This is a genomic window from Paracoccus endophyticus, assembly GCF_003286075.1.
Lineage (GTDB): Bacteria > Pseudomonadota > Alphaproteobacteria > Rhodobacterales > Rhodobacteraceae > Paracoccus > Paracoccus endophyticus.
The window spans coordinates 183,329-207,150 of the sequence record NZ_QLUV01000005.1; the positions used below are offsets into that span (position 1 = coordinate 183,329).

At 66.2% G+C, this 23,822-nt stretch carries 19 protein-coding genes and 2 pseudogenes; 8 read left to right on the forward strand and 13 right to left on the reverse strand.

The window, feature by feature from the left end; all coding sequences use genetic code 11:
* Positions 1–227 precede the first annotated feature (227 nt).
* Positions 228–1,556, reverse strand: coding sequence for a thymidine phosphorylase (locus DPQ23_RS08530; RefSeq protein WP_112874270.1), 1,329 nt, complete (start codon positions 1,554–1,556; stop codon positions 228–230).
* Positions 1,553–1,948 carry a cytidine deaminase gene (locus DPQ23_RS08535; protein WP_112874271.1) on the reverse strand — a complete coding sequence of 132 codons (396 nt, stop codon included), beginning with the start codon at positions 1,946–1,948 and terminating at the stop codon, positions 1,553–1,555. Before DPQ23_RS08535 ends, DPQ23_RS08530 begins: the two co-directional genes overlap by 4 nt.
* 147 nt (positions 1,949–2,095) lie before the next feature.
* On the opposite strand from DPQ23_RS08535, the gene DPQ23_RS08540 reads away from it, so the two are divergent.
* Together DPQ23_RS08540 and DPQ23_RS08545 are read left to right on the forward strand one after the other, a co-directional pair.
* On the forward strand, positions 2,096–4,378 hold the full coding sequence (locus DPQ23_RS08540; RefSeq protein WP_112874272.1) for an NADP-dependent malic enzyme: 2,283 nt from the start codon (positions 2,096–2,098) through the stop codon (positions 4,376–4,378).
* 206 nt (positions 4,379–4,584) lie between these two features.
* The gene (locus DPQ23_RS08545) at positions 4,585–6,483 is read left to right on the forward strand and encodes a propionyl-CoA synthetase (protein WP_112874273.1); all 1,899 of its coding nucleotides are present in this window, start codon (positions 4,585–4,587) and stop codon (positions 6,481–6,483) included.
* Positions 6,484–6,559: 76 nt separating this feature from the next.
* Here the strand turns inward: DPQ23_RS08545 and aroA are convergent, their stop codons facing one another.
* The 3 genes from aroA to DPQ23_RS08560 all read right to left on the reverse strand — a co-directional run bounded on the left by aroA (position 6,560) and on the right by DPQ23_RS08560 (position 9,445).
* Positions 6,560–7,891: a 3-phosphoshikimate 1-carboxyvinyltransferase gene (gene aroA / locus DPQ23_RS08550; protein ID WP_112874274.1), complete on the reverse strand. Its 1,332-nt coding sequence runs from the start codon at positions 7,889–7,891 to the stop codon at positions 6,560–6,562.
* A gap of 96 nt (positions 7,892–7,987) precedes the next feature.
* On the reverse strand, positions 7,988–8,695 hold the full coding sequence (trmB, locus tag DPQ23_RS08555) for a tRNA (guanine(46)-N(7))-methyltransferase TrmB (protein WP_112874275.1): 708 nt from the start codon (positions 8,693–8,695) through the stop codon (positions 7,988–7,990).
* Positions 8,696–9,007: 312 nt separating this feature from the next.
* Positions 9,008–9,445, reverse strand: coding sequence for a GntR family transcriptional regulator (locus tag DPQ23_RS08560; RefSeq protein ID WP_205961425.1), 438 nt, complete (start codon positions 9,443–9,445; stop codon positions 9,008–9,010).
* A gap of 428 nt (positions 9,446–9,873) precedes the next feature.
* Here DPQ23_RS08560 and DPQ23_RS08565 point away from each other — a divergent pair, with 428 nt between their 5' ends.
* On the forward strand, positions 9,874–10,857 hold the full coding sequence (locus DPQ23_RS08565; RefSeq protein ID WP_240602582.1) for an aminotransferase-like domain-containing protein: 984 nt from the start codon (positions 9,874–9,876) through the stop codon (positions 10,855–10,857).
* A 340-nt stretch (positions 10,858–11,197) separates the two neighbouring features.
* Here the strand turns inward: DPQ23_RS08565 and DPQ23_RS08570 are convergent, their stop codons facing one another.
* The 5 genes from DPQ23_RS08570 to DPQ23_RS08590 form a co-directional block, all read right to left on the reverse strand.
* Complete coding sequence (locus DPQ23_RS08570) at positions 11,198–11,956, reverse strand: SDR family NAD(P)-dependent oxidoreductase (RefSeq protein WP_112874277.1); 759 nt, start codon at positions 11,954–11,956, stop codon at positions 11,198–11,200.
* A gap of 21 nt (positions 11,957–11,977) precedes the next feature.
* On the reverse strand, positions 11,978–12,784 hold the full coding sequence (locus DPQ23_RS08575) for an ABC transporter permease (protein WP_112874278.1): 807 nt from the start codon (positions 12,782–12,784) through the stop codon (positions 11,978–11,980).
* 10 nt (positions 12,785–12,794) lie between these two features.
* The gene (locus tag DPQ23_RS08580; RefSeq protein ID WP_112874279.1) at positions 12,795–13,646 is read right to left on the reverse strand and encodes an ABC transporter permease subunit; all 852 of its coding nucleotides are present in this window, start codon (positions 13,644–13,646) and stop codon (positions 12,795–12,797) included.
* Positions 13,647–13,658: 12 nt separating this feature from the next.
* A complete protein-coding gene (locus DPQ23_RS08585) occupies positions 13,659–14,816 on the reverse strand; it encodes an ABC transporter substrate-binding protein (RefSeq protein ID WP_112874307.1) in 1,158 nt (385 codons plus the stop codon).
* Positions 14,817–14,890: 74 nt separating this feature from the next.
* The gene (locus DPQ23_RS08590; protein WP_112874280.1) at positions 14,891–15,982 is read right to left on the reverse strand and encodes an ABC transporter ATP-binding protein; all 1,092 of its coding nucleotides are present in this window, start codon (positions 15,980–15,982) and stop codon (positions 14,891–14,893) included.
* Positions 15,983–16,072: 90 nt separating this feature from the next.
* Between DPQ23_RS08590 and DPQ23_RS08595 the strand changes: the two genes are divergently transcribed.
* Together DPQ23_RS08595 and DPQ23_RS16185 are read left to right on the forward strand one after the other, a co-directional pair.
* Positions 16,073–16,843, forward strand: a complete 771-nt coding sequence (locus tag DPQ23_RS08595; RefSeq protein ID WP_112874281.1) for a helix-turn-helix transcriptional regulator — start codon at positions 16,073–16,075, stop codon at positions 16,841–16,843.
* An 889-nt stretch (positions 16,844–17,732) separates the two neighbouring features.
* A pseudogene (locus DPQ23_RS16185) lies at positions 17,733–18,065 on the forward strand (DDE-type integrase/transposase/recombinase); the annotation flags it as partial.
* 79 nt (positions 18,066–18,144) lie between these two features.
* Here the strand turns inward: DPQ23_RS16185 and DPQ23_RS08610 are convergent.
* Both DPQ23_RS08610 and DPQ23_RS08615 read right to left on the reverse strand, forming a co-directional pair.
* Complete coding sequence (locus DPQ23_RS08610; protein WP_112874284.1) at positions 18,145–18,525, reverse strand: type II toxin-antitoxin system VapC family toxin; 381 nt, start codon at positions 18,523–18,525, stop codon at positions 18,145–18,147.
* Entirely contained in the window at positions 18,525–18,743 is a 219-nt protein-coding gene (locus DPQ23_RS08615) for an AbrB/MazE/SpoVT family DNA-binding domain-containing protein (protein WP_205961426.1), read from the reverse strand. Before DPQ23_RS08615 ends, DPQ23_RS08610 begins: the two co-directional genes overlap by 1 nt.
* Before the next feature lie 413 nt (positions 18,744–19,156).
* Here DPQ23_RS08615 and DPQ23_RS15945 point away from each other — a divergent pair, with 413 nt between their 5' ends.
* Positions 19,157–19,570 carry an MgtC/SapB family protein gene (locus DPQ23_RS15945; RefSeq protein ID WP_240602584.1) on the forward strand — a complete coding sequence of 138 codons (414 nt, stop codon included), beginning with the start codon at positions 19,157–19,159 and terminating at the stop codon, positions 19,568–19,570.
* Positions 19,571–19,791: 221 nt separating this feature from the next.
* On the opposite strand, the gene DPQ23_RS15415 is transcribed toward DPQ23_RS15945, so the two are convergent.
* Positions 19,792–20,325, reverse strand: coding sequence for a hypothetical protein (locus tag DPQ23_RS15415; protein ID WP_162630694.1), 534 nt, complete (start codon positions 20,323–20,325; stop codon positions 19,792–19,794).
* A gap of 353 nt (positions 20,326–20,678) precedes the next feature.
* Here DPQ23_RS15415 and DPQ23_RS08625 point away from each other — a divergent pair, with 353 nt between their 5' ends.
* Both DPQ23_RS08625 and DPQ23_RS08630 read left to right on the forward strand, forming a co-directional pair.
* The gene (locus tag DPQ23_RS08625) at positions 20,679–23,288 is read left to right on the forward strand and encodes a molybdopterin-dependent oxidoreductase (protein ID WP_240602585.1); all 2,610 of its coding nucleotides are present in this window, start codon (positions 20,679–20,681) and stop codon (positions 23,286–23,288) included.
* Between the two features lie 227 nt (positions 23,289–23,515).
* Positions 23,516–23,773: pseudogene (locus tag DPQ23_RS08630) on the forward strand (hypothetical protein); the annotation flags it as partial.
* Between the last annotated feature and the right edge of the window lie 49 nt (positions 23,774–23,822).

Below are 23,822 nucleotides of genomic sequence, written 5' to 3' on the forward strand. Positions count from 1 at the left end.
GCGTCTTGGCACGGCCTGCGCCGCCGGCCCGGCGTCGGCGATCCACGGCGCCAGAGCGGGGCTGTCGAGGGGCGAGCCCTTGTCCGTGTTGCGCTGACCCATCGGCAGCAGGGGACGGGCGGTCGCACTGTTCGGCCGCCCCCCGAAAGCCCACAGGCTTGTCCCGAGTGGCCTTGGGTCAGCGCGCGCGGCTGACCTTTCCCCTGGCCCGGTGCATGGCGTCCCGGTCATGCCGCAATCCGTTCGCGCACCAGCGGCCCGGCGCTGGCATCGCCCAGGCGATAGGCGGCCTGGACCGCGGCGATGGCGATTTCGGCCGCCTCGGCCGAGGCGGCGTGGACCAGCGCCAGCACGCCGCCGGTCGGCTCGGCCAGCCGGCGCAGGTTGGACAGGCCCACGCGGGGATCGACCGCCTCGCCCGCGCGCCGGCGGCCGCCGCCCAGCGCCACCACCGCGCGGCCCAGGGCCGCCACGTCGATGTCGGCCACGATGCCGTCCGGGGCGGGCACGGGCCGGATCACCGGCGCGCCGGGCAGGCGGTCGGGCCGGTCGATCAGGTCGCGCAAGCCCCCCTGCGCCGCGACCATGCGCGACCAGCGTTCGGCGGCGGACCCGTCGTCCAGCCGCGCGGTGACGCGGGACAGCGCGTCATCGCCCGCCAGGCCCGCCACGCGCAGGCATTCCGCCGCCAGCGCCAGCGACAGATCGCGCAAAGCGCCGGGCGCGCCGCGCAGGACGGCCATCGCCTCGGCTACCTCGACCGCATTGCCCGCGCTGCGGGCCAGGGGCTGGTCCATGTCGGTGATCAGCGCGACCGTGGGGCACCCCGCGGCCGTGGCCGTGCCCACCAGCGCGCGCGCCAGTTCGCGCGCCTGCTCGGTCGCGGACAGGAACGCGCCGCTGCCGGCCTTGACGTCCAGCACCAGCCCGTCCAGCCCCGCCGCCAGCTTCTTGGACAGGATCGAGGCGGTGATCAGGTCGATGGATTCCACCGCCGCGGCCTCGTCCCGGATCGCGTAGAGACGCCGGTCCGCAGGGGCAAGCGACGGCCCTGCCGCCACGATGGCGCAGCCCGCCCGCGTGACGGCCGCGCGGAATGCCCCCTCGTCCAGGTCGGTGCGAAATCCGGGGATCGCCTGGAGCTTGTCCAGCGTGCCGCCGGTGTGTCCAAGCCCGCGGCCCGAGATCATGGGCACGAACCCGCCGCAGGCCGCGACCAGCGGGGCCACGATCAGCGAGGTGGCGTCGCCGATGCCCCCGGTTGAATGCTTGTCCACCGTGGGGCCCGGCAGATCCCACGCCAGCACGCGGCCGGAATCCCGCATGGCGCGGGTCAGCGCCGTGCGGCCCCGGTCCCCGATGCCCCGCAGCAGGACCGCCATGGCGAACCCGGCGGCCTGTGCGTCGCTGACCGACCCGTGGGCCAGCCCGCGCGCGATCAGGGCCGCCCCCGCGTCGTCCAGCCCGCGCCCGGACCGGACGGCGGCGATGACGGGGCGGGGGTCGGGATTCAGGCCGGGGGCGGCCAAGCCGGCGGGCAGCGGCGGCTGGGTCATGCGCCGCCCTGCATGTGCGCCACCTCGAACCGGCCGGGCAGCAGCTCGGCCACGGTGGTCGCCAGCGTCTCGCCGGACACCGTCGCCAGCAGGACCGGCGTGTCGCCGCGGGCGAATTCGGCCAGCTTCTGGCGGCAGCCGCCGCAGGGCGGCACGGGACGGGGGGCGTCGGCGATGACGCAGACCTCGATGATCTCGGTCTCGCCCGCCGCGACCATGGCCGCGATGGCCCCGGCCTCGGCGCAGGTCCCTTCGGGATAGGCCACGTTTTCCACGTTGCAGCCGCGGTGGATCGCACCCGACGCACCGCGCACCGCTGCCCCGACCTTGAAGCCGGAATAGGGCGCATAGGCAGTCTCGCGCACCTCGCGCGCGGCATCGATCAGGGACATGGCGGCTCCTTTCCGTTCACGCGCATCATCACGCCCGCCGGTGTGCGGCGCAAGCGCCGGCAAGGCGGGGATGGAAACCTGTCGCCGCGTCTTGTGACGCAACGTCCGCCGCCGTATCCCGGGGGCCAGCGACGGAGGGGGCGGCGAATGGACGAGCGGCGGCAGGACACGGTACGGCAGGCGGCACTGGACTATCACGAGCTGCCGCGTCCCGGAAAGCTTGAGATTCGGGCGACCAAGCCCCTGGCGAACGGCCGCGACCTCAGCCTGGCCTATTCGCCCGGCGTGGCCGAGGCCTGCCTGGAGATCAAGGCCGATCCGTCCGCGGCCAGCCGCTATACGGCGCGCGGCAACCTGGTCGCCGTTGTCTCGAACGGCACGGCCGTCCTGGGCCTGGGCAACATCGGCCCCTGCGCCGCAAAGCCGGTGATGGAAGGCAAGGCCGTCCTGTTCAAGAAATTCGCCAACATCGACTGCTTCGACCTCGAAATCGACGAGACGGACCCGGTCAGGCTGGCCGCCATCGTCCGCTCGCTCGAGCCGAGCTTCGGCGCCATCAACCTCGAGGACATCAAGGCCCCCGACTGCTTCATCGTGGAAAAACTGTGCCGCGAGTCGATGAACATCCCCGTATTCCACGACGACCAGCACGGCACCGCCATCGTCGTGGGCGCGGCCGCCAGCAACGCCCTGCGCGTCACGGGGCGCTCGTTCGACACGATCAAGGTCGTCTCGACCGGGGGCGGGGCGGCCGGCATCGCCTGCCTGAACATGCTGCTGAAACTGGGGGTGCGGCGCGAGAACGTGTGGCTGTGCGACATTCACGGGCTGGTCCACACGGACCGGGCCGAGGACATGACGCCGCAAAAGGCGGCCTATGCCCAGGCCACCGACCTGCGCACCCTGGACCAGGTGATCGAGGGCGCCGACCTGTTCCTGGGCCTGTCCGGTCCCGGGGTCCTGTCGCCCCAGATGGTGGCGCGCATGGCCCGGCGCCCGATCGTCTTCGCGCTGGCCAACCCGACGCCCGAGATCTTGCCCGAGGACGTGCGCGCCGCAGCACCCGACGCGATCATCGCCACGGGCCGCAGCGACTATCCCAACCAGGTCAACAACGTCCTGTGCTTTCCCTTTATCTTCCGGGGCGCGCTGGACGTGGGCGCGACCGAGATCAACGACGCGATGCAGCTGGCCTGCATCGAGGGGATCGCAGCCCTTGCCCGCGCCACCACCAGCGCCGAGGCCGCCGCCGCCTATCGCGGCGAGACGCTGACCTTCGGCCCGAACTATCTGATCCCCAAGCCCTTCGACCCCCGCCTGATCGGCGTCGTGGCCACGGCCGTCGCCCGCGCGGCGATGGAATCGGGGGTGGCCACCCGCCCCCTGCCCGACATCCACGCCTACAAGCGCCACCTCGACGGCTCGGTCTTCCGTTCGGCCCTGATCATGCGGCCGGTGTTCGAGGCCTCGGCCACCGCCGAGCGGCGCATCGTCTTTGCCGAGGGCGAGGACGAGCGCGTGCTGCGGGCCGCGAATGCCATGCTTGAGGAAACCAACGACGTTCCCATCCTGATCGGCCGTCCCGACGTGATCGAAACCCGGGCCGAGCGCGCGGGCCTGCCCATCCGACCCAATGTCGATTTCCAGATCGTCAACCCCGAGGATGACCCCCGCTATCGGGAATACTGGGAAACCTATCACACGCTGATGGCGCGGCGCGGGGTCACGCCCGACATCGCCCGGGCGATCATGCGGACCAACACCACCGCCATCGGCGCCGTGATGGTCCACCGGGGCGAGGCCGACAGCCTGATCTGCGGCTGCTTCGGCCAGTATTCCTGGCATCTGCGCTATGTGCGCGAGATCCTCGCGCGCGGCGGGCTGCACCCGGTCGGCGCGCTGTCGATGATGATCCAGGAGGAAGGCCCCCTGTTCATCGCCGACACCCAGGTCAACCACGACCCGTCGCCGCAGGAGGTCGCGGACACCGCGATGGGCTGCGCCCGCCACGTCCGCCGCTTTGGCCTGACGCCGCGCATCGCGCTGTGCAGCCATTCGCAGTTCGGCAATCTCGACACCCCCTCGGGCCGCAAGATGCGCGAGGCGATGGACATCCTGGCCGACCGCGAGGTCGATTTCGTCTATGACGGCGAGATGCACGTCGATGCGGCGCTGGACCCCGCCGTCCGGGCGCGGCTGATGCCGGCGTCCCGGCTGGGGTCCGACCCCGCGAACGTGCTGGTCTTTGCCGGCACGGATGCGGCCTCGGCGGTGCGCAACGTGCTCAAGACCCGGGCGCAGGGACTCGAGGTAGGGCCGATCCTGATGGGCATGGGCAACCGCGCCCATATCGTGACGCCCTCGATCACGGCGCGGGGCCTGCTGAACATCAGCGCGCTGGCGGGAACCCCGGTCGCGCATTACGGCTAGGGGCGGCTTGCGCGACTCAGGCCCGTCCCGGGGTTTGCAAACATTTCGGGATTGGCCAACATGTTTGCTGGCGCATCGAGTTTGCAACGAAAGCCGCGGACAATGCAGGATTCCTGCACGGCAGGGCGTGACCGATACCGTTAACACGGTTGCCCGGCCCCGCCGCTGTCGCCTATCAGATTGCTGTCTCGGGAGGGGGACCGATCATGACCTACGCCGAAACCTACAGCCGCTGGAAACAGGATCCCGAGGCGTTCTGGATGGACGCCGCGCAGGCGATCGACTGGGCCACGCCGCCAAGCCGCGCGCTGTTCGACGACGACGCGCCGCTGTATCAGTGGTTCGCCGACGCCCGCGTGAACGCCTGCTGGAACGCCGTGGACCGCCATGTCGAGGCCGGACGCGGGGACCAGCTGGCCATCATCCACGACAGCCCGATCACCCATTCGACCAAGGGCATCACCTATCGCGAACTTCAGGCCCGCGTGGCGTCGCTGGCGGGCGCGCTGCGCGCCAAAGGCGTCGAAAAGGGCGACCGCGTCATCATCTACATGCCGATGGTCCCCGAGGCGCTGGAGGCGATGCTGGCCTGCTCGCGCCTGGGCGCCGTCCATTCGGTCGTCTTCGGCGGGTTCGCCGCGCATGAGCTGGCCGTCCGCATCGACGACTGCACCCCCAAGGCGATCATCGCGGCGTCCTGCGGGCTCGAGCCGGGGCGCGTCGTCCACTACAAGCCGCTGCTGGACCGCGCCATCGAGGAGGCGACCCACAAGCCCGATTTCTGCGTGATCTTCCAGCGCGAGCAGGAGGTCGCCAAGCTGATCGAGGGGCGCGACGTGGCCTGGCATTCGTTCCAGTACGGGATCGAGCCGGCCGACTGCGTGCCGGTCGAGGGCAACCACCCGCATTACATCCTGTACACTTCGGGCACCACGGGCCAGCCCAAGGGCGTCGTTCGCCACACCGCCGGGCATCTGGTGGCGCTGAACTGGACGATGAAGAACATCTACGGCATCAACACCGGCGACGTGTTCTGGGCCGCGTCGGACGTGGGCTGGGTCGTGGGCCACAGCTATATCTGCTATGGCCCGCTGATCGCCGGCGCCACGACCATCGTGTTCGAGGGAAAGCCCGTCGGCACCCCCGACGCCGGCACCTTCTGGCGGGTGATCCAGAACCACAAGGTCAAGTCGTTCTTCACCGCCCCCACCGCGATCCGCGCCGTCCGGCGCGAGGACCCCGAGGGCGAGCTGATCAAGGATTACAACCTGCGCAGCCTTCAGGCGCTGTTCCTGGCCGGCGAGCGCGCCGACCCCGACACCGTGCAATGGGCCGAGGAGCATCTGCGCGTCCCGGTCATCGACCACTGGTGGCAGACGGAAACCGGCTGGGCCATTGCCGCCAACCCCTTCGGGATCGAGCCGCTGCCGGTCAAGCGCGGCAGCCCCTCGGTCCCGATGCCCGGCTATGACGTGCACGTCCTGGACGAGGGCGGCAACCCCCTGCCTGCCGGCAACCTGGGCGCGATCGCGATCAGGCTGCCGCTGCCGCCGGGCACGCTGCCCAGCCTGTGGAACGCCGACCAGCGGTTCCGCAGCGCCTATCTGACCACCTTCCCCGGTTATTACGAAACCGGCGACGCGGGCTATATCGACGAGGACGGCTATCTCTACATCATGGCGCGCACGGACGACGTCATCAACGTGGCGGGCCACCGCCTGTCCACCGGCGCGATGGAGGAGGTGCTGTCGGCCCATCCGGCCGTTGCCGAATGCGCCGTGATCGGGGTCGCGGACAGCCTCAAGGGGCAGATGCCGCTGGGCTTTCTCTGCCTCAAGAAAGGCGTGACCCAGACCGCGGACCAGGTGCAGAAAGAGGTCGTGCGCATGGTGCGCGATCAGATCGGCCCGGTCGCGGCCTTCAAGACCGCCGTGGTCGTGGACCGTCTGCCCAAGACCCGCTCGGGCAAGATCCTGCGCGCGACGATGGCCAAGATCGCCGATGGCCAGGCGTTCAAGACGCCTGCCACCATCGACGATCCCGCCGTGCTGGACGAGATCGGCGCGGTGCTGAAAGGCGCGGGCTTCCCCGGCGCGGCGGGCTGACAGGATCGCAGCGCAGGGCATCGGGGGCGGGCCACGGCCCGCCCCTTGTGCGTGGGCCTGCTCTCACAGCCCCCCGTCAGCCGAGATCGCCGCCCAGGCGCTGCATCAGCGGCAGGAAATCGGGAAAGCTGGTCGCAATGGGACCGGCGTCGTCCACCGTGACCGGGGCGTCCGAGGCCAGCCCGAGGACCAGGAACGACATGGCAATGCGGTGGTCCAGATGGGTCTGCACCGTCGCGCCGCCGGGCACCGCCGTCCGGCCGTGCACGGTCATGCTGTCGCGGGTCTCGTCCACCGCGACCCCGTTGGCGCGCAGACCGACCGCCATCGCGTCGATGCGGTCGCTTTCCTTGACCCGCAGCTCGGCCACCCCGTTCATCACGGTCGGTCCATCCGCGAACGCCGCGATGACGGACAGGATCGGGAACTCGTCGATCATGCTGGCCGCGCGGTCGGCCGGGACGGTCACGCCGCGCAGGGAGCCATGGCGCACGGTCAGGTCGGCGACGGGCTCGCCGCCCTCCTCGCGGTCGTTGTCCCAGGTCAGGTTCGCGCCCATCTCGGCCAGCGTCACGTAAAGCCCGTCGCGGGTCGGGTTCCGGCTGACCCCCGGCACGGTGACCTGCGATCCGGGCACGATCAGGGCGGCCGCCACCGGAAACGCGGCCGAGGACGGATCGCGCGGCACGGCCACGACCTGCGGGCGCAGCTCGGGCCGGCCGGTCAGGGTGATGACGCGGCCCTCGGGCGTGACCTCGGTGCGGATGGCCGCGCCAAAGCCCGCCAGCATCCGCTCGGTGTGGTCGCGCGTGGGCTCGGCCTCGATCACCACCGTCTCGCCGGGGGCGTTCAGCCCGGCCAGCAGAACCGCGGACTTGATCTGCGCGCTGGCCACGGGGGTGCGATAGCGCACCGGCACCGGGTCGGCGGCGCCGGTGATGGTCACCGGCAGCAGCCCGCCTTGCCGCGTGGCGATCGTCGCGCCGAACAGCGCCAGCGGATCGGTGATGCGCCCCATCGGGCGGCGCGACAGGCTGGCGTCGCCGGTGAAGGTCGCGGTGATCGGCGTGGTCGCCATGGCGCCCATGATCAGCCGGACCCCGGTGCCCGAGTTGCCGCAGTCGATCACGCCGGCAGGTTCCCCGAAGCCGCCGACGCCCACGCCGTGGACGACCCATTCGCCGGTGCCCACGCGCTCGACCTCGGCGCCAAAGGCCTGCATGGCGCGCGCCGTGTCCAGCACGTCCTGCCCCTCAAGCAGGCCGGTGATCCGTGTCTCGCCGACGGCCAGCGCGCCCAGGATCAGGGCCCGGTGGCTGACCGACTTGTCGCCGGGCACAGGCGCCTCTCCGTGCAGGGGGCCGGTTCGGCGGGCGGTCATCGGAACGGGGGCTGCGGCGTGCGACATCGGCTTCTCCTGTGGCGCGGCCGTGATAACGCGCGGCGGGGGACGCGGCCATGGCCGATCTTGCGTCGAACGGCATCCCGCCAGCGACCTGCCGCGCTAGCGGCGAAAGGTCGCGTAATGCGGCACGCGGCCCTCGCGCAGGGCCTTCTGCTCGTACCGGGTGGGCAGCCAGTCGTCCCAGGGCCGCGGCCCCTCGTCCACCAGGGCAAAGCCGGCGCGCGGCACTTCCTCCAGCGTCTGGCGCATATAGTCGGGTATGTCGGTCGCCACCCGGAACTCGGCCCCCGGCCGCATCACGCGGGCCAGCGGCACCAGATGCTCGGGCGTGACAAAGCGGCGGCGGTGGTGGCGGGTCTTGGGCCAGGGATCGGGATAGTTCAGGAAGGCGCGGTCGATGCAGGCATCGGGCAGCACGTCCATCAGGTCGCGCGCGTCGCCGGGATGGACCCGCACGTTGCCCACGCCCGCCGCCCGGATCTTGCCCAGCAGCATGGCGACCCCGTTGATGAAGGGCTCGCAGCCGATCACGCCCACGTCGGGATGGCGCGCGGCCATGTGGACCATGTGCTCGCCCCCGCCGAACCCGATTTCCACCCACAGCGGCCGGTCGTCGCCGAAGAACGCGGCCGGGTCCAGCGGCGCGCGATCGGGGTTGTCCTGAAGCGTGATCCCGCGCGGGCGCAGATCGCCCAGATCCTCGGCCAGATAGCCCTTCTGGCTCTGGCGCAGGGTCTTGCCGTGACGACGGCCATAGAAGTTGCGGCGCTGGGCTGTGCCGCGCGAGGAGAACGCCGGATCGGACATGGCGCTGCATGGCGCGTTCGGGTCCGCGCGTCAAGCCGGCGGGACGGCGGTGACGCGTCAGACAGGGGGCTTCCTTCAGGCTCCTGCTGTGCCTGATGAAACCGGCGCCCGGCCTGAGAGAGGGTTGCGGACCGGGCGATCATGTCGGGTGGCGACGCGTCGCCAGGTCCCGGGGCGGCCAGGAGACGCTCGATCACATTGCGCCTGGCGCAGGCCTTGCGGTCGTGCAGGAGGGGCCGAGCGCAAAGACTGACACGCCCGTCCGAGTCCGCCCGTCCGCTGCATACCGCCGTCCAGACCTCACGCCCCAGGTCAGAGCAGCGCGGTGCGGAGGTCGAGCTCGGCGGATAGACGTTCGTCCAGTTTCAGCTCACTTTCGATATGGTTCAGATGCTCGATCATCAATGCCGCAGCGCTTTGGGCATCCCCGGCCTCCAGACGGTCCACGATGGCCTTATGTTCGTCGGGACCACAGTCGAATTGGGCGGTGTCACGGTAGACGGCGGTGATCAGGGACGCGCGGGCGATCAGGTCACGCATGGTGCTGCTCAGGAAATCAGAGCCGACCAGATCCGCGAGTGCAAGATGGAAGCCACCCGACAGGCGGATCAGGCTGGCAGTATCGTCAGCAGCGGCAGCCCTGCGCTCCTGCTCGATATGAACACGCAGCGCAGCAATGTCCTTTGGCTCCAACGTCTCCACAAGGCGCTCCATCACCCGACCCTCGATGGCTCGGCGGGCGTAGAACACGTCACGCGCGTCCTCGACCGTGGGGGCCGAGACGCAGGCCCCGCGATGGGGTGAGATGGTCACGAGACCGTCGCGCTCCAGCGAACTCAACGCCTGGCGGACACGCGCTCGGCTGGGGCTATCTCGACAGCCGGCCGCGGTCGGGCTTCGCAGTGGCGCGCGACATCCCGGCGATGCGGGTCGGCGCGCGCGGGACGGGCAAGGCCGCGCACAGCATCGCTTGGGACGACTGGCTGCGGGGCCGGCCCGTTCGGAAGCGGGTGATCCGCAAGCCCCCCGATTGGCGGTCCTACCCGTTCCCCTTCATCTACGGCTAGGCCGATCCGGGGCTTTTCGATCATGCCGCCTGGCGCGACTGCGCGCGCCGGGCCCTGGGCGCGCGCGAGTTCAGCGAGCTTGCCGTTGACATGCTGTCGCGCGACGACCCGATGCTGATCGACTACATCTGCACGCGAACGTTGCCGCGCCGGGGCATCCATGCGCGGCCCGAAGAGGTGCTGATCACGGTCGGATCGCAGAACGCGCTGTTCCTGGCGATCGACGTGCTGGCGCAGCCCAACCGGCTGGCCGTGATCGAGGAACCGGGATACCCCGATTTCGCCGAAACGCTTCGGCGCTCCGACGCGCCTTGGCGCTGCGTTCCCATAGACAACAACGGTCTGGACCCGGCAAGCCTGCCGGATGACACCCGGCTGGTGGTCGTGACGCCCAGCCACAACATCCCCACCGGCGCGACCATGCCGCTGCCCCGGCGCGTGGATCTGCTGTCGCGGGCGGTCGCCAATGACTTCCTGATCGTCGAGGACGATTACGATTTCGAGATGTCCTATCTCACCCCGCCGCTGCCCGCTCTCAAGTCCCTCGACCGGGAGGGCCGCGTCATTTATCTGGGCAGCTTCTCGAAGTCGCTGTTTCCGGGGTTGCGCATCGGTTATCTGGTCGCCAGCGAGCCGATGATCGCCGCGGCGCGCGAGGCGCGGGCGATCATGCTGCGCCATCCTCCGACACATCTGCAGCGGATCACGGCCCATTTCCTCGCGCTGGGCCATTACGATGCGCATGTGGTCCGCATGCGCGAGGAAATGAAGCGCCGCCGCAGCGAAACGATAGACGCCCTGACCGGAACAAGCTTCTGCATTGCAGGAACAGCACGCGACGGCGGCGCGAGTATCTGGCTGTCCGCGCCGGAAGGTATGGACAGCCTGGGTCTCGCGGAGCGAGCCCGCGATCGCGGTGTCCTGATTGAGCCAGGCGCCGTCTTCTTCGAGGCGCCGCCGCTGCCATGCCCCTTCTTTCGCCTCGGATATGGCTCAATTCCCTTGCTCCAGATACGCCGGGGCCTCCAACAGCTGCAGAAAGCTTGCGACGACTTGCTGAACCGGCCCCTGTTTCGACCGGACACCTGGGCATAGCCACGGAGGCTTTGGTTCTCGGCTGAGCGGTAGGCGCTCTCTTCCCAGGCGTCCTGGCGGTTTTCGCGTATTGAACGAGTTCATCGAGCAGACGGGGGCCGTCGTGCTTGGTGGCGCGGTAACCACCCAGCGCTGGACGATCTCGTGCATCAGGGCGCTCAAGGATCGGGGCCGGGCCGTCGTTCCTCGGCTTGCCGGTCAAACGCCTGTCGCAGCCCTCTGCCAACATGGCGACGGTGGGATCATCCGAGAGCACAGTAAGCACTAGGCGGGATCACCTTGGCGGGCCGAGGGGCGTCCGGCAACGTCGGACCCGCCAGAGGATAGTCCAAGGCGCAGATCAGATGCTTTCGGCCCCATCAATCACCAGCGCATGCCCCGTCATGAAGGCCGACCTGTCGGAGGCGAGGTAGAGGATGGCCTCCCCCATCTCTTCCGGGGTTCCGAAGCGGCCCATCGGAATGGTGTCGCGCACATAGCTCTCCAATGCGGCGCGGCCGCCCATCTGCTCCTCGAACCCCGTGTTGAAGACAGTGTCGACAAAGCCGGGGCACAGCGCATTGCAGCGTACATTGTGGCGGGCGTAATCGGCAGCGATCTGGCGCGTCATGGCGATGACGGCGTGTTTCGTCGTGCAATAGGCGATCATCTCGCGGTCATATTGCACGCCCGAATTGGACGAGGTGATGATGATCGACCCCGTCCTTTGCGGGGCCATAATGGACATTGCGGCCTTGGCCGCCACGAAATGCGCACGCACGTTCAGCCGCCAGGACAAGTCCATCCCGTCCACGTCCAATTGATCCAGCCGCCCCGGCACCTGCACGCCCGCATGGGAATGCAGCACATCCAACCGCCCAAACCGAGTGGCCGTGTCTAGAATAGCACCCGACAGCGCCCCATCGTCCGTGACGTCAAGGCCGATGCCTTCTGCCTGTCCGCCCTGCGCGGTGATTTCGGCCGCGACAGCTGCGGCGCGGTCGGCAATCAGGTCGGTGACCACAACCCGGGCCCCTTCGCGCGCCATGGCGATGGCTCCCGCCCGTCCGATCCCGGCACCAGCTCCCGTTACGAAGGCCACGCGGTTTTTCAGCATCATGATCCGTCCTTTGAAGGTATCTCAGCGCTTGCGGGGGCGAAGGATCATCTGGGCGGTAATCAGCAGCACCAAAGAGGCCGCCATGACCATCGCTCCAATGGCGTTGATCTCAGGTGTTACCCCTCGCCGGATCGAGGAAAAGACATAGATCGGCAGTGTCGTCTCAGACCCGGCAACGAAGAACGCGACGATGAAATCGTCAAAGCTGAAGGTGAAGGCCAGCAGGAACCCTGCCAATACTGCCGGGGCGATCTGCGGCAGGGTGATCTGCACGAAGCTGCGCATTGGCGGAGCGCCCAGGTCCGCAGCAGCCTCCAGCAGGGTGCGATCCATGCCTTGCAGACGTGCGCGCACGATCACGATGACCAGCGCCATAGTGAACAGCCCGTGCGCGGCGATCAGCGACCCTTTGCCAAGGCCGAGTTGCGGTGGGGCTTTGCCGCCGAACAGCGTGGCCAAGAGCGGGTTTAGCGTGTCGAACACCGTCACCAGCGTGATCAGCGTGGCAATGCCGATGACGATGCCCGGCACCATCACCGCCATGTATATCAGCGCGTCATAGACCATGCGCAGTCGGCCCCGGATGCCCTGCAATGCCACGGCGGCCAACGTGCCGCAGACAGTGGCCAGCAGGGCCGAGGTCATAGCCACAGTAAAGCTCGTCTTCAGCGCGTCGATGACAAAGGGATTGTCCAGCGCCTTCCCATACCATTGCGTGGAAAATCCGGCGAACTGCGCCGCATGCCGCCCGGCGTTGAAGGAAAACAGCGCAATAATCCCGATGGGGATGTAGAGAAACAGATAGACCGCTATGACATAGAGCCTCATCCGCGTCCCTTCACATCATCGCCACATCGTCGCGCCCACCCGACAGGCGCTTCATCGCTCGCAGATAGAGCGTGACGATGACCAGCATGACCATCACCAGCGTCGCCGCGACAGCCGCTCCGAAGGGCCAATTGCGCGATTGAAGAAACAGATCGACCAAGGCATTGCCGACGAAGAACACCTTTCCGCCACCAAGGATCTGCGGGATCAGGAATTCTCCCATCAGAAGGATGAAGACCAGCATCGACCCGGTCGCCACACCTGCCAGCGACAGGGGCAAGGTTATCTGCACGAAGGTCCGCCACGGCGGGCTGCCCAGATCGGCTGACGCTTCCAGCAGACGGCGGTCGATCTTTTCCAGCGCGACATAGATCGGAAAGACCATCAGTGGCAGATAACCATAAACGATCCCCACCATCACCGCGAAGGGCGTGTTGATTAGGCGCGGCCGGCCAAAGCCGAATTCGGCGATCAACCGGGGCAGGCCGTTGCCGCCAAGGATCTGGATCCACGCATAGGACCGGATCAAGATGGAGGTCCAGAACGGCACGATGACCAGGATCAGCAGGATAGTGCGCCAGCGCGGATCGGCCTTGATCGCCAGATAATAGGCCAGCGGATAGGCGATCAGCAGGCACAGCACCGTGCCGAGCGGGGCGAGCAGAATGGTATTCTGAAAAGCCGTCCAGCGTGCCGCGAGGTTCGCGTAATTGTCCAGCGTGAAGGCCGGGACGTATCCGCCCGCAGCCCCCCTTTCGCCAAAACTGAACAGGACGACGACCAGCAAAGGCAGAACCAGCATGAGCAGAAGCCATGCCGTGGCGGGTACCAGAAACAGGGTAGTGCGCAGGGCTGGTCGCACGTCCGTTCCCCGTTAGGCCGACTTAAAGCGAGCCATGATCTCGGCCCGTACGGGGTTGGTGAGCGTGATCGCAGCGCCGAATTCGAGGGCGTTCAGGATATCCGCCGCCGGATAGAGAATCGGGCTGCTGCGCATCTCATCGGGCAGCAGTGCATCCACGCGACTGTCTCCAGTCGGGTAGCCATGGAACCGTGCCTCTTGCGCGGCCATTTCCGGCGCCAGCAGGAAGTTGATCAGCGCATAGGCCGCGTCGCGATGCGGGGCCGAGGCCGGGATGGTAAAGAAGTCCGACCACAGTTCACCACCTTCCTTGCCCAGCACGTAGGCGATTTCCGGTATGTCGCGCTGCAACTGCACCGCGTCGCCAGTCCAGCACATCGACATGGCCGCATCCCCCGACCGCATCGAGGGCTGGTAATCCGAGTTGATGGCAAAGAGATGTGGCTTCGTCTCGATAAGCAGCCGTTCGGCATCGGCCAATTCCTTGGGATCAACCGAGTTGAAGGAGTAACCGTAGTATTTCAGCGCGTTTCCGATGGCGGTCAGCTGATAGTCATGCACCATCGTGCGGCCCGACAGTTGATCGCGGCTCAAATCCCAGAATTCCTTCCACGTGGTGGGCGTCGCGCTGTCCAGTTCGGAAGTATTCACGCAATAGCCAGTGGTGCCGATGTTGCGCGGGATGGCGTAGGTCTTGCCATTGATCACGCCTGGATCGGCAAAGCGGGCTTCGAACGCCGAGGGGTCGAAGTTGGGGATGCGCGATAGGTCCAACTCCTCGATGATGGCCTGATCGACATAGGTGGAAATGGTGTAGTTGGTGGCCACGACCACATCCCAGCTTGCGCCGCCGGCCTGCAGCTTGGCCAGCATCTCCTCATTCGAGCCGAAAACGTTCACATCCACCGTAGCCCCGGTGGCGGCACGGAAGGCTTCAAGGCTTTCAGGGGCGTGATAGTTCGGCCAGGTCGCGATTACGACCCGGTCGCCGATACTTCCCTGCGCCCAGGCTCGGCGCGCGAGGCCAGGCATGGTTCCGGCCATCACGGCCGTCGCCAGCCCAAGCCCTGTCTGGGCCAGAAAATCGCGACGCGAGAGTGATCCCTTGCGATAGCTTTCCAGCTTCTGGAGGAAGTGTTTTTCAGTGGCGGTGGCACGACGGTCAGTCATCTTTTTCATCCCTGTTGATTGGTGCGGGGAGAGGTGCCCGCGCATGTGTCTGCGCCGGTCGCTAATGATTGGGTTCAGTCCCTGGTCAGTGCAAGCGGGGCACCTTCGCGCCAGCAGACGGCGACTTCGGTGCCGACGGTCAGATTACGGAGTACGGCATCAGCGCCACGCGGCACGACGGTGACCAGATGGTCGATAGCAGACGACGACAGGTGATATTCGGTATGTTCGCCCAGGAAGATGCGATGCGTGATCCGCATGGGGTGGCCGTCCGGAGCGCCGGCCAGGGCAAGCTGGATGTCTTCGGGCCGCAGCGACAGCAGGATCTCCGTGCCAATTGTCAACGGCGCGCCGGTGCGGGCGGTGAAGGACAGCCCCTCTGGCCCTTCGGCGCGGATATGATCTCCGACCATGCCCATCACCCACGCCGGGATGAAGTTCGACCGCCCGACAAAATCGGCCACGTAGCGGCTTTGGGGGCGATCGTACAGGTCTTCCGGCGTGCCGATCTGGGCGATCTGGCCATGGTCCATGATGCAAACCCGGTCTGACATGGACAGAGCCTCTTCCTGGTCATGGGTCACAAGGACGAAGGTGATGCCCAATTCGCGCTGGAGCGATTTCAATTCGATCTGCATTTCGTGGCGCAGCTTCTTGTCCAGCGCGGCCATCGGTTCGTCCAGAAGCAGTATCTTGGGCCGGTTCACGATTGCCCGCGCCAGGGCGACGCGCTGTTGCTGCCCGCCCGACATTTCCCAGACGCGCCGATCGCTGAAGCCGGCAAGCCGCACCATCTGCAGCGCCCGCTCCACCTCGGCGGCCACTTCAGCCCGAGAAGGACGGGGACGGCGCTGGTTCAGCCCATAGCCTACGTTCTGCGCCACGTTCATATGAGGGAACAGGGCATATTGCTGGAACACCATGTTCACCGGTCGCAGATAGGGAGGCACCCCGTTGACCACGCGGCCATCGATCAGGACTTCGCCCTCGGTTGCCTGCTCGAAGCCCGCGAGCATCCTGAGCGCCGTGGTCTTGCCACAGCCGGAAGGGCCCAGAAAGGAGAGGAACTCACCCGGCCGGATGGAGAGGTTCAGCCCACGCGCAGCTGTAACCACGCCATACCGCTTGGTCACAGCCCTCAGTTCTGCAATGGGTCGAGCTTCCATGCTGCTCCCGGGGGTCTATATCTTGACTTGGGGAAAAGCGTAGAAAACCATGCCAAGGCTGTATATATCACAAAAGGCATAGCTCGGGTCATGGTTGACACTGCGGATCCGAACGATACCCCGGCCGAATTGTTGGGGACGGCGATCGCCGCACTTGGAACACAGGACTTCTGCCCGGCACTCACGGCATGGCTTCGCGCGGTGGTGCCGTATACGTTCACTGTCGTCTTCGGCTACCAGGGTGACAATCGGCCCATTGAGATTCATGACGATTTTCCGCAGGGGCGACGCAAGGTTTTCGTCAGCGACTATGTCGAGGGACCCTACCTGCTGGACCCCTTTTTTCTTAGCGCGGTCTGTCCAGTGCCTCCAGGACTGTATCGGCTGCGCGACCTCGCACCCGACCGGTTTTATCAAGGCGAGTATTTCCGCACTTATTACATGCGGACCGAGATTGCCGAAGAGATCGGATATTTCGCGCATGTGCCCGGCGACGCTCATGTCGTCCTGTCGCTGATGCGTGAGGACAAGATCTTCAGCCAGCCCGAATTCCGTCGTCTTTCCAAAGTCTCCCCGATCGTTACAGCTCTGATGGCACAGCATTGGTCTGGCCTCGCTGAGGTATTCGCCACCCACGCAACCCAAAAACCGGAACTGACGGGGCATGGCCTAGACCGACTCACCGCACGCGAGCGCGAGATCGTGGGCTACGTCCTGAAGGGCCATTCGGCCGAGGCGACAGGACAGGCGCTTGGCATTGCATCGGGAACAGTGCGCATTCACCGCCGCAACATCTATGCAAAGCTTGGTATCTCGTCGCAACGTGAGCTCTTTGCGCGCTTCATGGACTCTGTTGCATGAATTGCTTGGAACCCGGATTTCATCTTCCCGGAACCGCGACGTCCGTGTTGGTGCGTCGTGCGCGGCCAAGCCATTCAGGACGGCGACACAGACCTGGAACTCTGCGACCTAGCGATGGAGGTCACAGCCTGTCCGACTCTGGCCCGGTAGTTTGACCCAGTGCCTCCTGGTCCCGAAGCAGCGTCGAAGGTGGTAGCTGCCTAAAAGGTGCAACGTGATGCGCAGGACATGAGCAGCCGCTTTTCTACTCCTTGCGACCCTCGTCAGAGAGGCGCGAGATCAGTCCATGCAGCGTATCGATCCGGTCCGCGGCATTCACGTCCCCGTCCTTGTCAGGCCGGCGTACGAGGCTCCAGTGCGCCTGCATCCGACGATGGCAGCCGTTTAGGAGCGCAAAGTGGGCGACCTGATTGCCGCCCTGAATACACCAGATTGCCGCGAAGAAGCCGCCGAGATCTTGCGCGGGCTGATTTCGGAGGCTCGAGTGTCGCCTGAGGGCGACAGCGGACTGGCGCTGGAACTGGCCGGCGACCTGGCGGGAACTCTCGGCCTCTGCACCAATGACAAAGCCCTGCGAGAGGATCGCAGGGCTTCGAGTCACGTTTCGATGGTTGCGGGGACAGGATTTGGCCTCAACCGAACGTCAGGGGCAATCGCGGTCAGGACCCGACAAGTTCGGTCGAGATCAGATACAACTCACGCGAAGCAGCGTAGTAGCGGATTAGAAGGCCGCTGAAAACCTTGCCCCCGACGTGATCTGGAGAGCATGATTCATCATCACCGTTGCGTTTACGGGGGTAATGGTACCTGGGACCGATGAGGCGACGGGGTAGCATTGTCAGATAAACTCGGCTTGCCCAAGCGAGAGCGGCCGCCCTACCCTTCTGGCATGACTCAGCGTAGCCCGTTTCGGTACCCCAAGACCTCACCCGAGATCATCCGTCTGTACGTGATGCTGTACATCAACTTCCCGCTGTAGCTGCGCAACATCTTGGAGCTGCTGCACGAGCGCGGCGTCGACGTGATCTATGAGACGGTCCGCTTCTAGTGGAACCTGTTTGGGCCGATCTTCCGCCGAGATCCGCAGAAACCGTGCTTCCCCGATGCGTCTGGCCCGCCGTGAAAGTGGCACCTGGACGAGGTCTTCGTGAAGTTCAACGGCACCCTGCACTACCTCTGGCGCGCCGTCGATCTTAAGGAAAAGGTGGTGGAAGTCGTCGTGCCGGAGGTGTCCACGTTGTTGATGCGGTGATGGTACGGAAGCTGAGCGCGGCAATCTCAGTCAACTGGGAGCCCGGGTCTCAGGCCTTGATCTTCTCTATCAGAGTAACGGCAGGCAGCCCGCCGAAATGCGCGTCGCAGGTCAGCAAGGTCGCTCTTCGCGCGCGGGCAGTTGCGAAGATAATGGCATCGGCAGTCGCAAGCCTGTGTTCCCGGCACGCCTCTGCCGCCCCCAGCGCGATCTCGGTATCCAGTGGGACGACGTCGCAGACCTGCGTAAAGGCAATCACTTGATCGGCCTTGTCCTCGCCGGCCTCGCGCGTCAGCCATTTGGCCAGTTCCAGCTGAACCATCGTCGGGACAAGCCACGCAGCCTGTTCAGGCAAATGTTCGGCCAGCCTGTCCCCGGTCGCCGAACCGATCAGCCATTCGATCCAGGCTGAGGTATCGACGAGGATCATCAGAACCGGTCCGAGCGGTCGCGGTAGTCAGTCGCGGACGCGCCACGCGCCATGCCTTTCAGCGCATCGCGTTTCGGGACGGGCACCAGCAGAACACCCGTTCCCTTCGGGATGAACGCGAAGGTCAGCCCGGCCTCCCAGTGCTGGGCTGCCCGAACCGCCTTGGGGATCGATATCTGGAACTTCGAGGACAAGGTCGCGGTCTCCGCCATGGTCATACTCGCATTTGATCGATAACAAGAACGTAAGAAGATAATGCGGCGAAAGCAAGGAACCCAGGCAGCGACAGAAAAAGATTGGCGTCCGCCTCGTGGCCTTGGGCGGGCGGCAGGTGCAAGCTGGTCCGGGTCTCACGGGAGGCTTCGACTTGATCGAGTAGATTACCAGGATGGTCTGATCCTTGAGCTTGCGGGAACCGGACGCCGCGTAAGCGTCGACGTCACACAAGCGGGCGAGGCACGCGCCACTCGCTAGGCTAGGGAGCCTGCTTTGCCCGACTATTTCGCCTTATTCCTGTCCGCCGAAATCGGTTTGCCGCTGCTGTGCAGTCTGGTTACCGGGATGCTGATCGGCCTTGACCGCGAGGTGCAGGGCAAGCCCTGCTGGGCTGCGGACCCATGCACTCGTGTGCTTGGCCGCAACGCTGCTGACGCTCGCCGCGGCGCAACAGGAACTGTGGACGTTGAACCGCATCCCCGGGACACAGATCGTGTCGGACCCGACCCGCATGGCCCATGGCATCCTGACCGGGATCGGGTTTCTGGGCGCGGGGGTGATCTTCCGCCAAAGCCCCTCCGTTCACGGACTGACCACAGCCGCTTCGTTGCAGATCAGTGCCGCGATCGGGATCGTCCATGGCGTGGTCCTGTTCGGGCTGGCTCTGATCGGCACCGCGGCGACGCTGCTGGTGCTGGTCGGGCTGCGGGTCCTCTATGCTGTCCTGCCGCGCAGCGGTGGCCTGCGGCTGACGGTCGTGATCCGTGATGGCGAGGGGCTCGACGCGGCGGCGTTGCGCGGGCTGTTGCAGGCACATGGCCTTGCCTGACCAGCCGCTGAGCCAGAGCTACGACGCGCAGACACGCAGACACGCAGCACGACGTTCAGCACAGCGACGTGGGGGCCCAGTCTTGCGAATCGCGACCGACTGACCGTGGCGCTGCGCCCATCCGGCGGTGCTGGGTTTCACCCTGCTGCTGGCTGAAGACGTCGGAGCGCGCGAGGTCGGTGGCTGAGGCAAGACCTCCGCTTCGCAGTCCGACAAGCAGGTCAGTTCGTCGCTCCGCCCGTTCCGATCGCACCTCCGTTGGTTGTGCCGCTGGGAGGTGGCACGGACACGTCGTCCTCGCCATTGCCGGCGCTGCTGGAGGCTGCACCGGCGCCTTCGACTGCGCTTGCAGAGGCACCCGCACCCTCCCCGGCTTCGGCGTTGGTTGCGGAGGGACGGTCGGGACAGTTTCCCAGTCCCACGACCGGATCGCATTGCCCCTCGATACCCGTGGTCTCGCGCTCCGCCGCCTTCCCTTCCCTTTCGGGAAGCGGGATAACCGGCGCCGGATTCGCGGTCGGAATCGACGTCGAGGTGCCGGGCAGCGGGTTTCCGCGCAAGGCCGTAGGTGAGCCGTCCGGTCCTCCGGTGAGTTCGCCCAGCATGCTGTGGGGATTGTCCACGGAATCGCCGACAGAGCCTGAGGGCAGGCTGTCAGGCGGCACCGTCTGCGCATCGGGCGCCATGCTGTCCGCAGGCAGCGGTGCGCCCGTTCCCTGCTGCGCGGCTGCGGGGACAGTCAGCAGCAGTGACATGGCCACCGCGGTTGCGAGGCTTGATCCAGCGACAACAGAAAAGGGGTTCATGGCGCAAGTCTCCCAGGGTGCAAGATACAGCCGCAGCAGAAACGTCCGAGCCGGGCGGATGGTTCGCCGCCCCGGGGGTTCGGGTGCGAGCCCGTTCCGGAGGACGTTCCCATCCAGACCTGTTCGAGCTTATGCGGCATCAGGACCATGATCCAGATCATGGACCGCCCGAGTCGCCCGATCCATTTTATGCTGAAAATCTGAGTCAGAGGACGACCGGAATGACCGCTTTTTCACTTTCCCGCCGTGGCTTCATGCAAGCGGGCGCCGCTGCCGTTGGCGTCCTGGGTGCTGGTCGCTTCATGAACAGCACGGCCCTCGCGGCCATCGACCCCAACTCGCACGGGCAACGCGTTTTTCACGCCACGCACTTTGGCCCCTTCGAGGCGGTCGTCCGCGACGGGCGGGTCACCGCGATCTCGCCCATCACGCATCTCGACAAGCAGCCCACCGACATGCTGATGCTGGGCACCATCGATCGTGTCTATGACGAGTCGCGCATCCTCTATCCCATGGTGCGCAAGTCCTATCTGGACAACTGGCAGACCGGCGACACCAAGCCCGAACTGCGCGGCAAGGAGGAATTCGTCCGCGTTGACTGGGACACCGCCCTGGCCCTGACCGCGAGCGCGATCATCAAGACCATCGAGGCGGACGGCAACGAGGCGATCTTCAGCTCCTCCTACGGCGGCTGGGCCAATGCCGGTTCCTTCCGCCCCAACGTCATGCAGCAACGCTTCTTCAATCTGATCGGCGGCTGCACCATCACCCAGGGCGACTTTTCCGCAGGGGCCAGCCAGGTGGCGCTGCCCCATATCATCGGCGACATGGAGGTCTATTCGCCCCAGACGGCCTGGGAGGTCGTGCGCGACAACACCGAGGTCTTCGTGCTGGTCGGATGCGACCCGATCAAGAACAACCGCATCGAATACACGGTGGCCGACCACGGCATGTACGGTCCCTGGGCCGAAATCCGCGACGCGGGCTGCCGCTTCATCTCGATCAACCCGCAGCGGACCGCCTCGGACCAGTACCTGAACGCCGAGTGGGAAAAGATCATCCCGAACACCGACATCGCCCTGTTCCTGGGCATGGCCCACCATGTCCTCGATCAGGGACTGGAAGACCAGGAGTACATGGGAATGTACACGGTCGGGTCGGAGAAATGGATCGCCTACGTCAAGGGCGAGGCCGAGGACGCCACCCCCAAGACGCCCGAGTGGGCGGCCGCCATCACGGGCATCCCGGCCGACAGGATCCGGGAGCTGGCCGAGCTGTTCGCCAAGTCCCGTACCCAGTTCGGCGGCGCCTGGTCGCTGCAGCGCGCCCATCACGGCGAGTTGACGCACCACGCGATCATCAACTTCGCCGCGCTGATCGGCAAGATCGGCAAGCCGGGCGAGGGCGTGGGCTTCAGCTGGCACTATGGCAACGGGGGCATGCCGCAGTCGGGCCAGCCCACGCCCACGGGTCTGTCCTCGGGCAAGAACCTGGTGGACAAGCTCTGCCCCGCCAGCCGCATCGTCGAGATGCTGGAAAACCCGGGGAAAGAGTTCTTCTACAACGGCCAGACCCGCACCTATCCCGACGTGAAGATGATCTACAACGCGGGCAACAACTTCGTCTCGCACCAGCAGGACCTGAACCGGCTGCTCAAGGCGTTCGGCAAGCTGCACACCATCGTCAGCCAGGACATCTGGTGGACGGCGGCGGTGCGTTGGGCCGACATCGTGCTGCCCGCATCCGGCACGCTGGAACGCGACGACATCTCGGTCGGCGGCACCTATTCCAACGACAAGATCTACGCGATGAAGAAGGTCATCGAGCCGCTGGGCGAGTCGAAAAGCGACTATGAGATCTTCGAGGCGCTGGCCGACAAGATGGGCCTGTGGGCACAGTTCACCGACTCGGTCGATTACATGGACCACATCCGTGCCGCCTACGGACGGTCCGGCGCGTCGAAGACCACACCCTTCGAGGAATTCTGGGAAAAGGGCTATGCCCTGCAGCCCGCACCCCCCGAAGCCCGCAAGTGGGTGCGCCATGGCTCGTTCTACGAAGACCCCGAAGGCCACCCGCTGCATACGCTGTCGGGCAAGATCGAGATGTTCTGTCAGACCATCGCCGACATGAAGGTGGCCGACAACCCGGGCATGCCCGTGTGGCAGGAGCCGCTGGAATACCTGGGCAACGCGCAGGAAGGGCAGCTGCACATCGTCAGCCCCCATCCCTGGTACCGCCTGCACAGCCAGATGGACAACTCGGACCAATTGCGCGATCTCTACAAGATCGACGGGCGAGAGCCGGTGCGGATGAACCGACAGGACGCCGAGGCCCGCGGCATCGCGGATGGCGATCTGGTGGAAATCCGCAACGACCGCGGGGCGATCATCGCGGGCGCCGTGCTGTCGGACGACATCATGCCGGGCGTCATGTCGCTGTACGAAGGCGTCTGGCCGGATCTGGACAGCAAGGGCCGCTGCAACTCGGGCCAGATCAACTGGATCACCTCGGAGCGCCCGGCCTCGGGGCTGACGCAGGCGACCATCGCCAATACCTGCGTGGCCTCGGTCGCCAAATGCGAGGACGCCGAGCGTCCGAACCAGGCCTATCGGAAGCCCGCGATCCTCGAGGACTACCAGTTCGCCGCAATCGACGAAGACGCGCTCGGCCTTGACCGCGTGGCCGAACTGGTCGAGTCGCTTTATGCAAACATGGAGCCGGGCGAGCGCATCTTCTATCAGCGCTGCACCGTCTGCCATGGCCCGCGCGATCCCAAGGGCTTCACCCAGCTTCAGTGGCGCGGCATCACGCCCTCGATGTTCCCGCGCGCGGGTCTTGATGATGACGAAGCCAAACTGGTGACCGAGTTCCTGATGAAGAACGCCTCGGACGCTCCTGCCGTCCACTGACGCCCGAGGCGGAAACGGGTTGCGGCCGGCCATTGGGCCGGCCGGCGGTCTCAAAGGAACTGCCTTGCCGCGGATCCCACGGGCCCTACCCCTCCGGCATGACCCAGCGATGGCCGTTCCGGTACTTCAAGAGGCTCTGATGATGTGACCGCCCCCCGACGGCATCTCTGTGCCAGGGTGGGTCTGCAACGATCCACAAGGGGGAGCGGTCACATCATCAGAGCCGGACCGGGCAGTACTTCATGAAGGCCTCGCCCGTGCGGGTCGGCGATTACCTGGAAATGTTCGCCGAGATCGATCTTCTTGGGGTCTTGTCGGCCTGCCCCGGCGGCGACTGCTCGACCACGCACTCCTCGGATGTGGCGACCTGTCATCCGATGTATGTGTACATCTACCGTGCCGCCCGCCTGCCGGAAGGCTGGCAGCCGCCAGCTCCGAACGGGTACGACCGAAGCCACAGAGTTGCCTCGGAGGCAAACGAATGACGAAGGCAACGCTTACTGGGGATGGCCACGAACAGGAGCGCTCGTAAGT

Excerpts from the sequence above, each read along its gene's own strand:
- DPQ23_RS15415 (WP_162630694.1), bottom strand. The coding sequence starts at position 20,325 with ATGTCACTGCTGCTGACTGTCCCCGCAGCCGCGCAGCAGGGAACGGGC.
- DPQ23_RS08565 (WP_240602582.1), top strand. The coding sequence starts at position 9,874 with ATGCTGATCGACTACATCTGCACGCGAACGTTGCCGCGCCGGGGCATC.
- DPQ23_RS08570 (WP_112874277.1), bottom strand. The coding sequence starts at position 11,956 with ATGATGCTGAAAAACCGCGTGGCCTTCGTAACGGGAGCTGGTGCCGGG.
- DPQ23_RS08530 (WP_112874270.1), bottom strand. The coding sequence starts at position 1,556 with ATGACCCAGCCGCCGCTGCCCGCCGGCTTGGCCGCCCCCGGCCTGAAT.
- DPQ23_RS08590 (WP_112874280.1), bottom strand. The coding sequence starts at position 15,982 with ATGGAAGCTCGACCCATTGCAGAACTGAGGGCTGTGACCAAGCGGTAT.
- DPQ23_RS08585 (WP_112874307.1), bottom strand. The coding sequence starts at position 14,816 with ATGACTGACCGTCGTGCCACCGCCACTGAAAAACACTTCCTCCAGAAG.
- trmB (WP_112874275.1), bottom strand. The coding sequence starts at position 8,695 with ATGTCCGATCCGGCGTTCTCCTCGCGCGGCACAGCCCAGCGCCGCAAC.
- DPQ23_RS08625 (WP_240602585.1), top strand. The coding sequence starts at position 20,679 with ATGAACAGCACGGCCCTCGCGGCCATCGACCCCAACTCGCACGGGCAA.
- DPQ23_RS08575 (WP_112874278.1), bottom strand. The coding sequence starts at position 12,784 with ATGAGGCTCTATGTCATAGCGGTCTATCTGTTTCTCTACATCCCCATC.
- DPQ23_RS08535 (WP_112874271.1), bottom strand. The coding sequence starts at position 1,948 with ATGTCCCTGATCGATGCCGCGCGCGAGGTGCGCGAGACTGCCTATGCG.
- DPQ23_RS08610 (WP_112874284.1), bottom strand. The coding sequence starts at position 18,525 with ATGATCCTCGTCGATACCTCAGCCTGGATCGAATGGCTGATCGGTTCG.
- DPQ23_RS08545 (WP_112874273.1), top strand. The coding sequence starts at position 4,585 with ATGACCTACGCCGAAACCTACAGCCGCTGGAAACAGGATCCCGAGGCG.
- DPQ23_RS08540 (WP_112874272.1), top strand. The coding sequence starts at position 2,096 with ATGGACGAGCGGCGGCAGGACACGGTACGGCAGGCGGCACTGGACTAT.
- aroA (WP_112874274.1), bottom strand. The coding sequence starts at position 7,891 with ATGTCGCACGCCGCAGCCCCCGTTCCGATGACCGCCCGCCGAACCGGC.
- DPQ23_RS08595 (WP_112874281.1), top strand. The coding sequence starts at position 16,073 with ATGGTTGACACTGCGGATCCGAACGATACCCCGGCCGAATTGTTGGGG.
- DPQ23_RS08615 (WP_205961426.1), bottom strand. The coding sequence starts at position 18,743 with ATGACCATGGCGGAGACCGCGACCTTGTCCTCGAAGTTCCAGATATCG.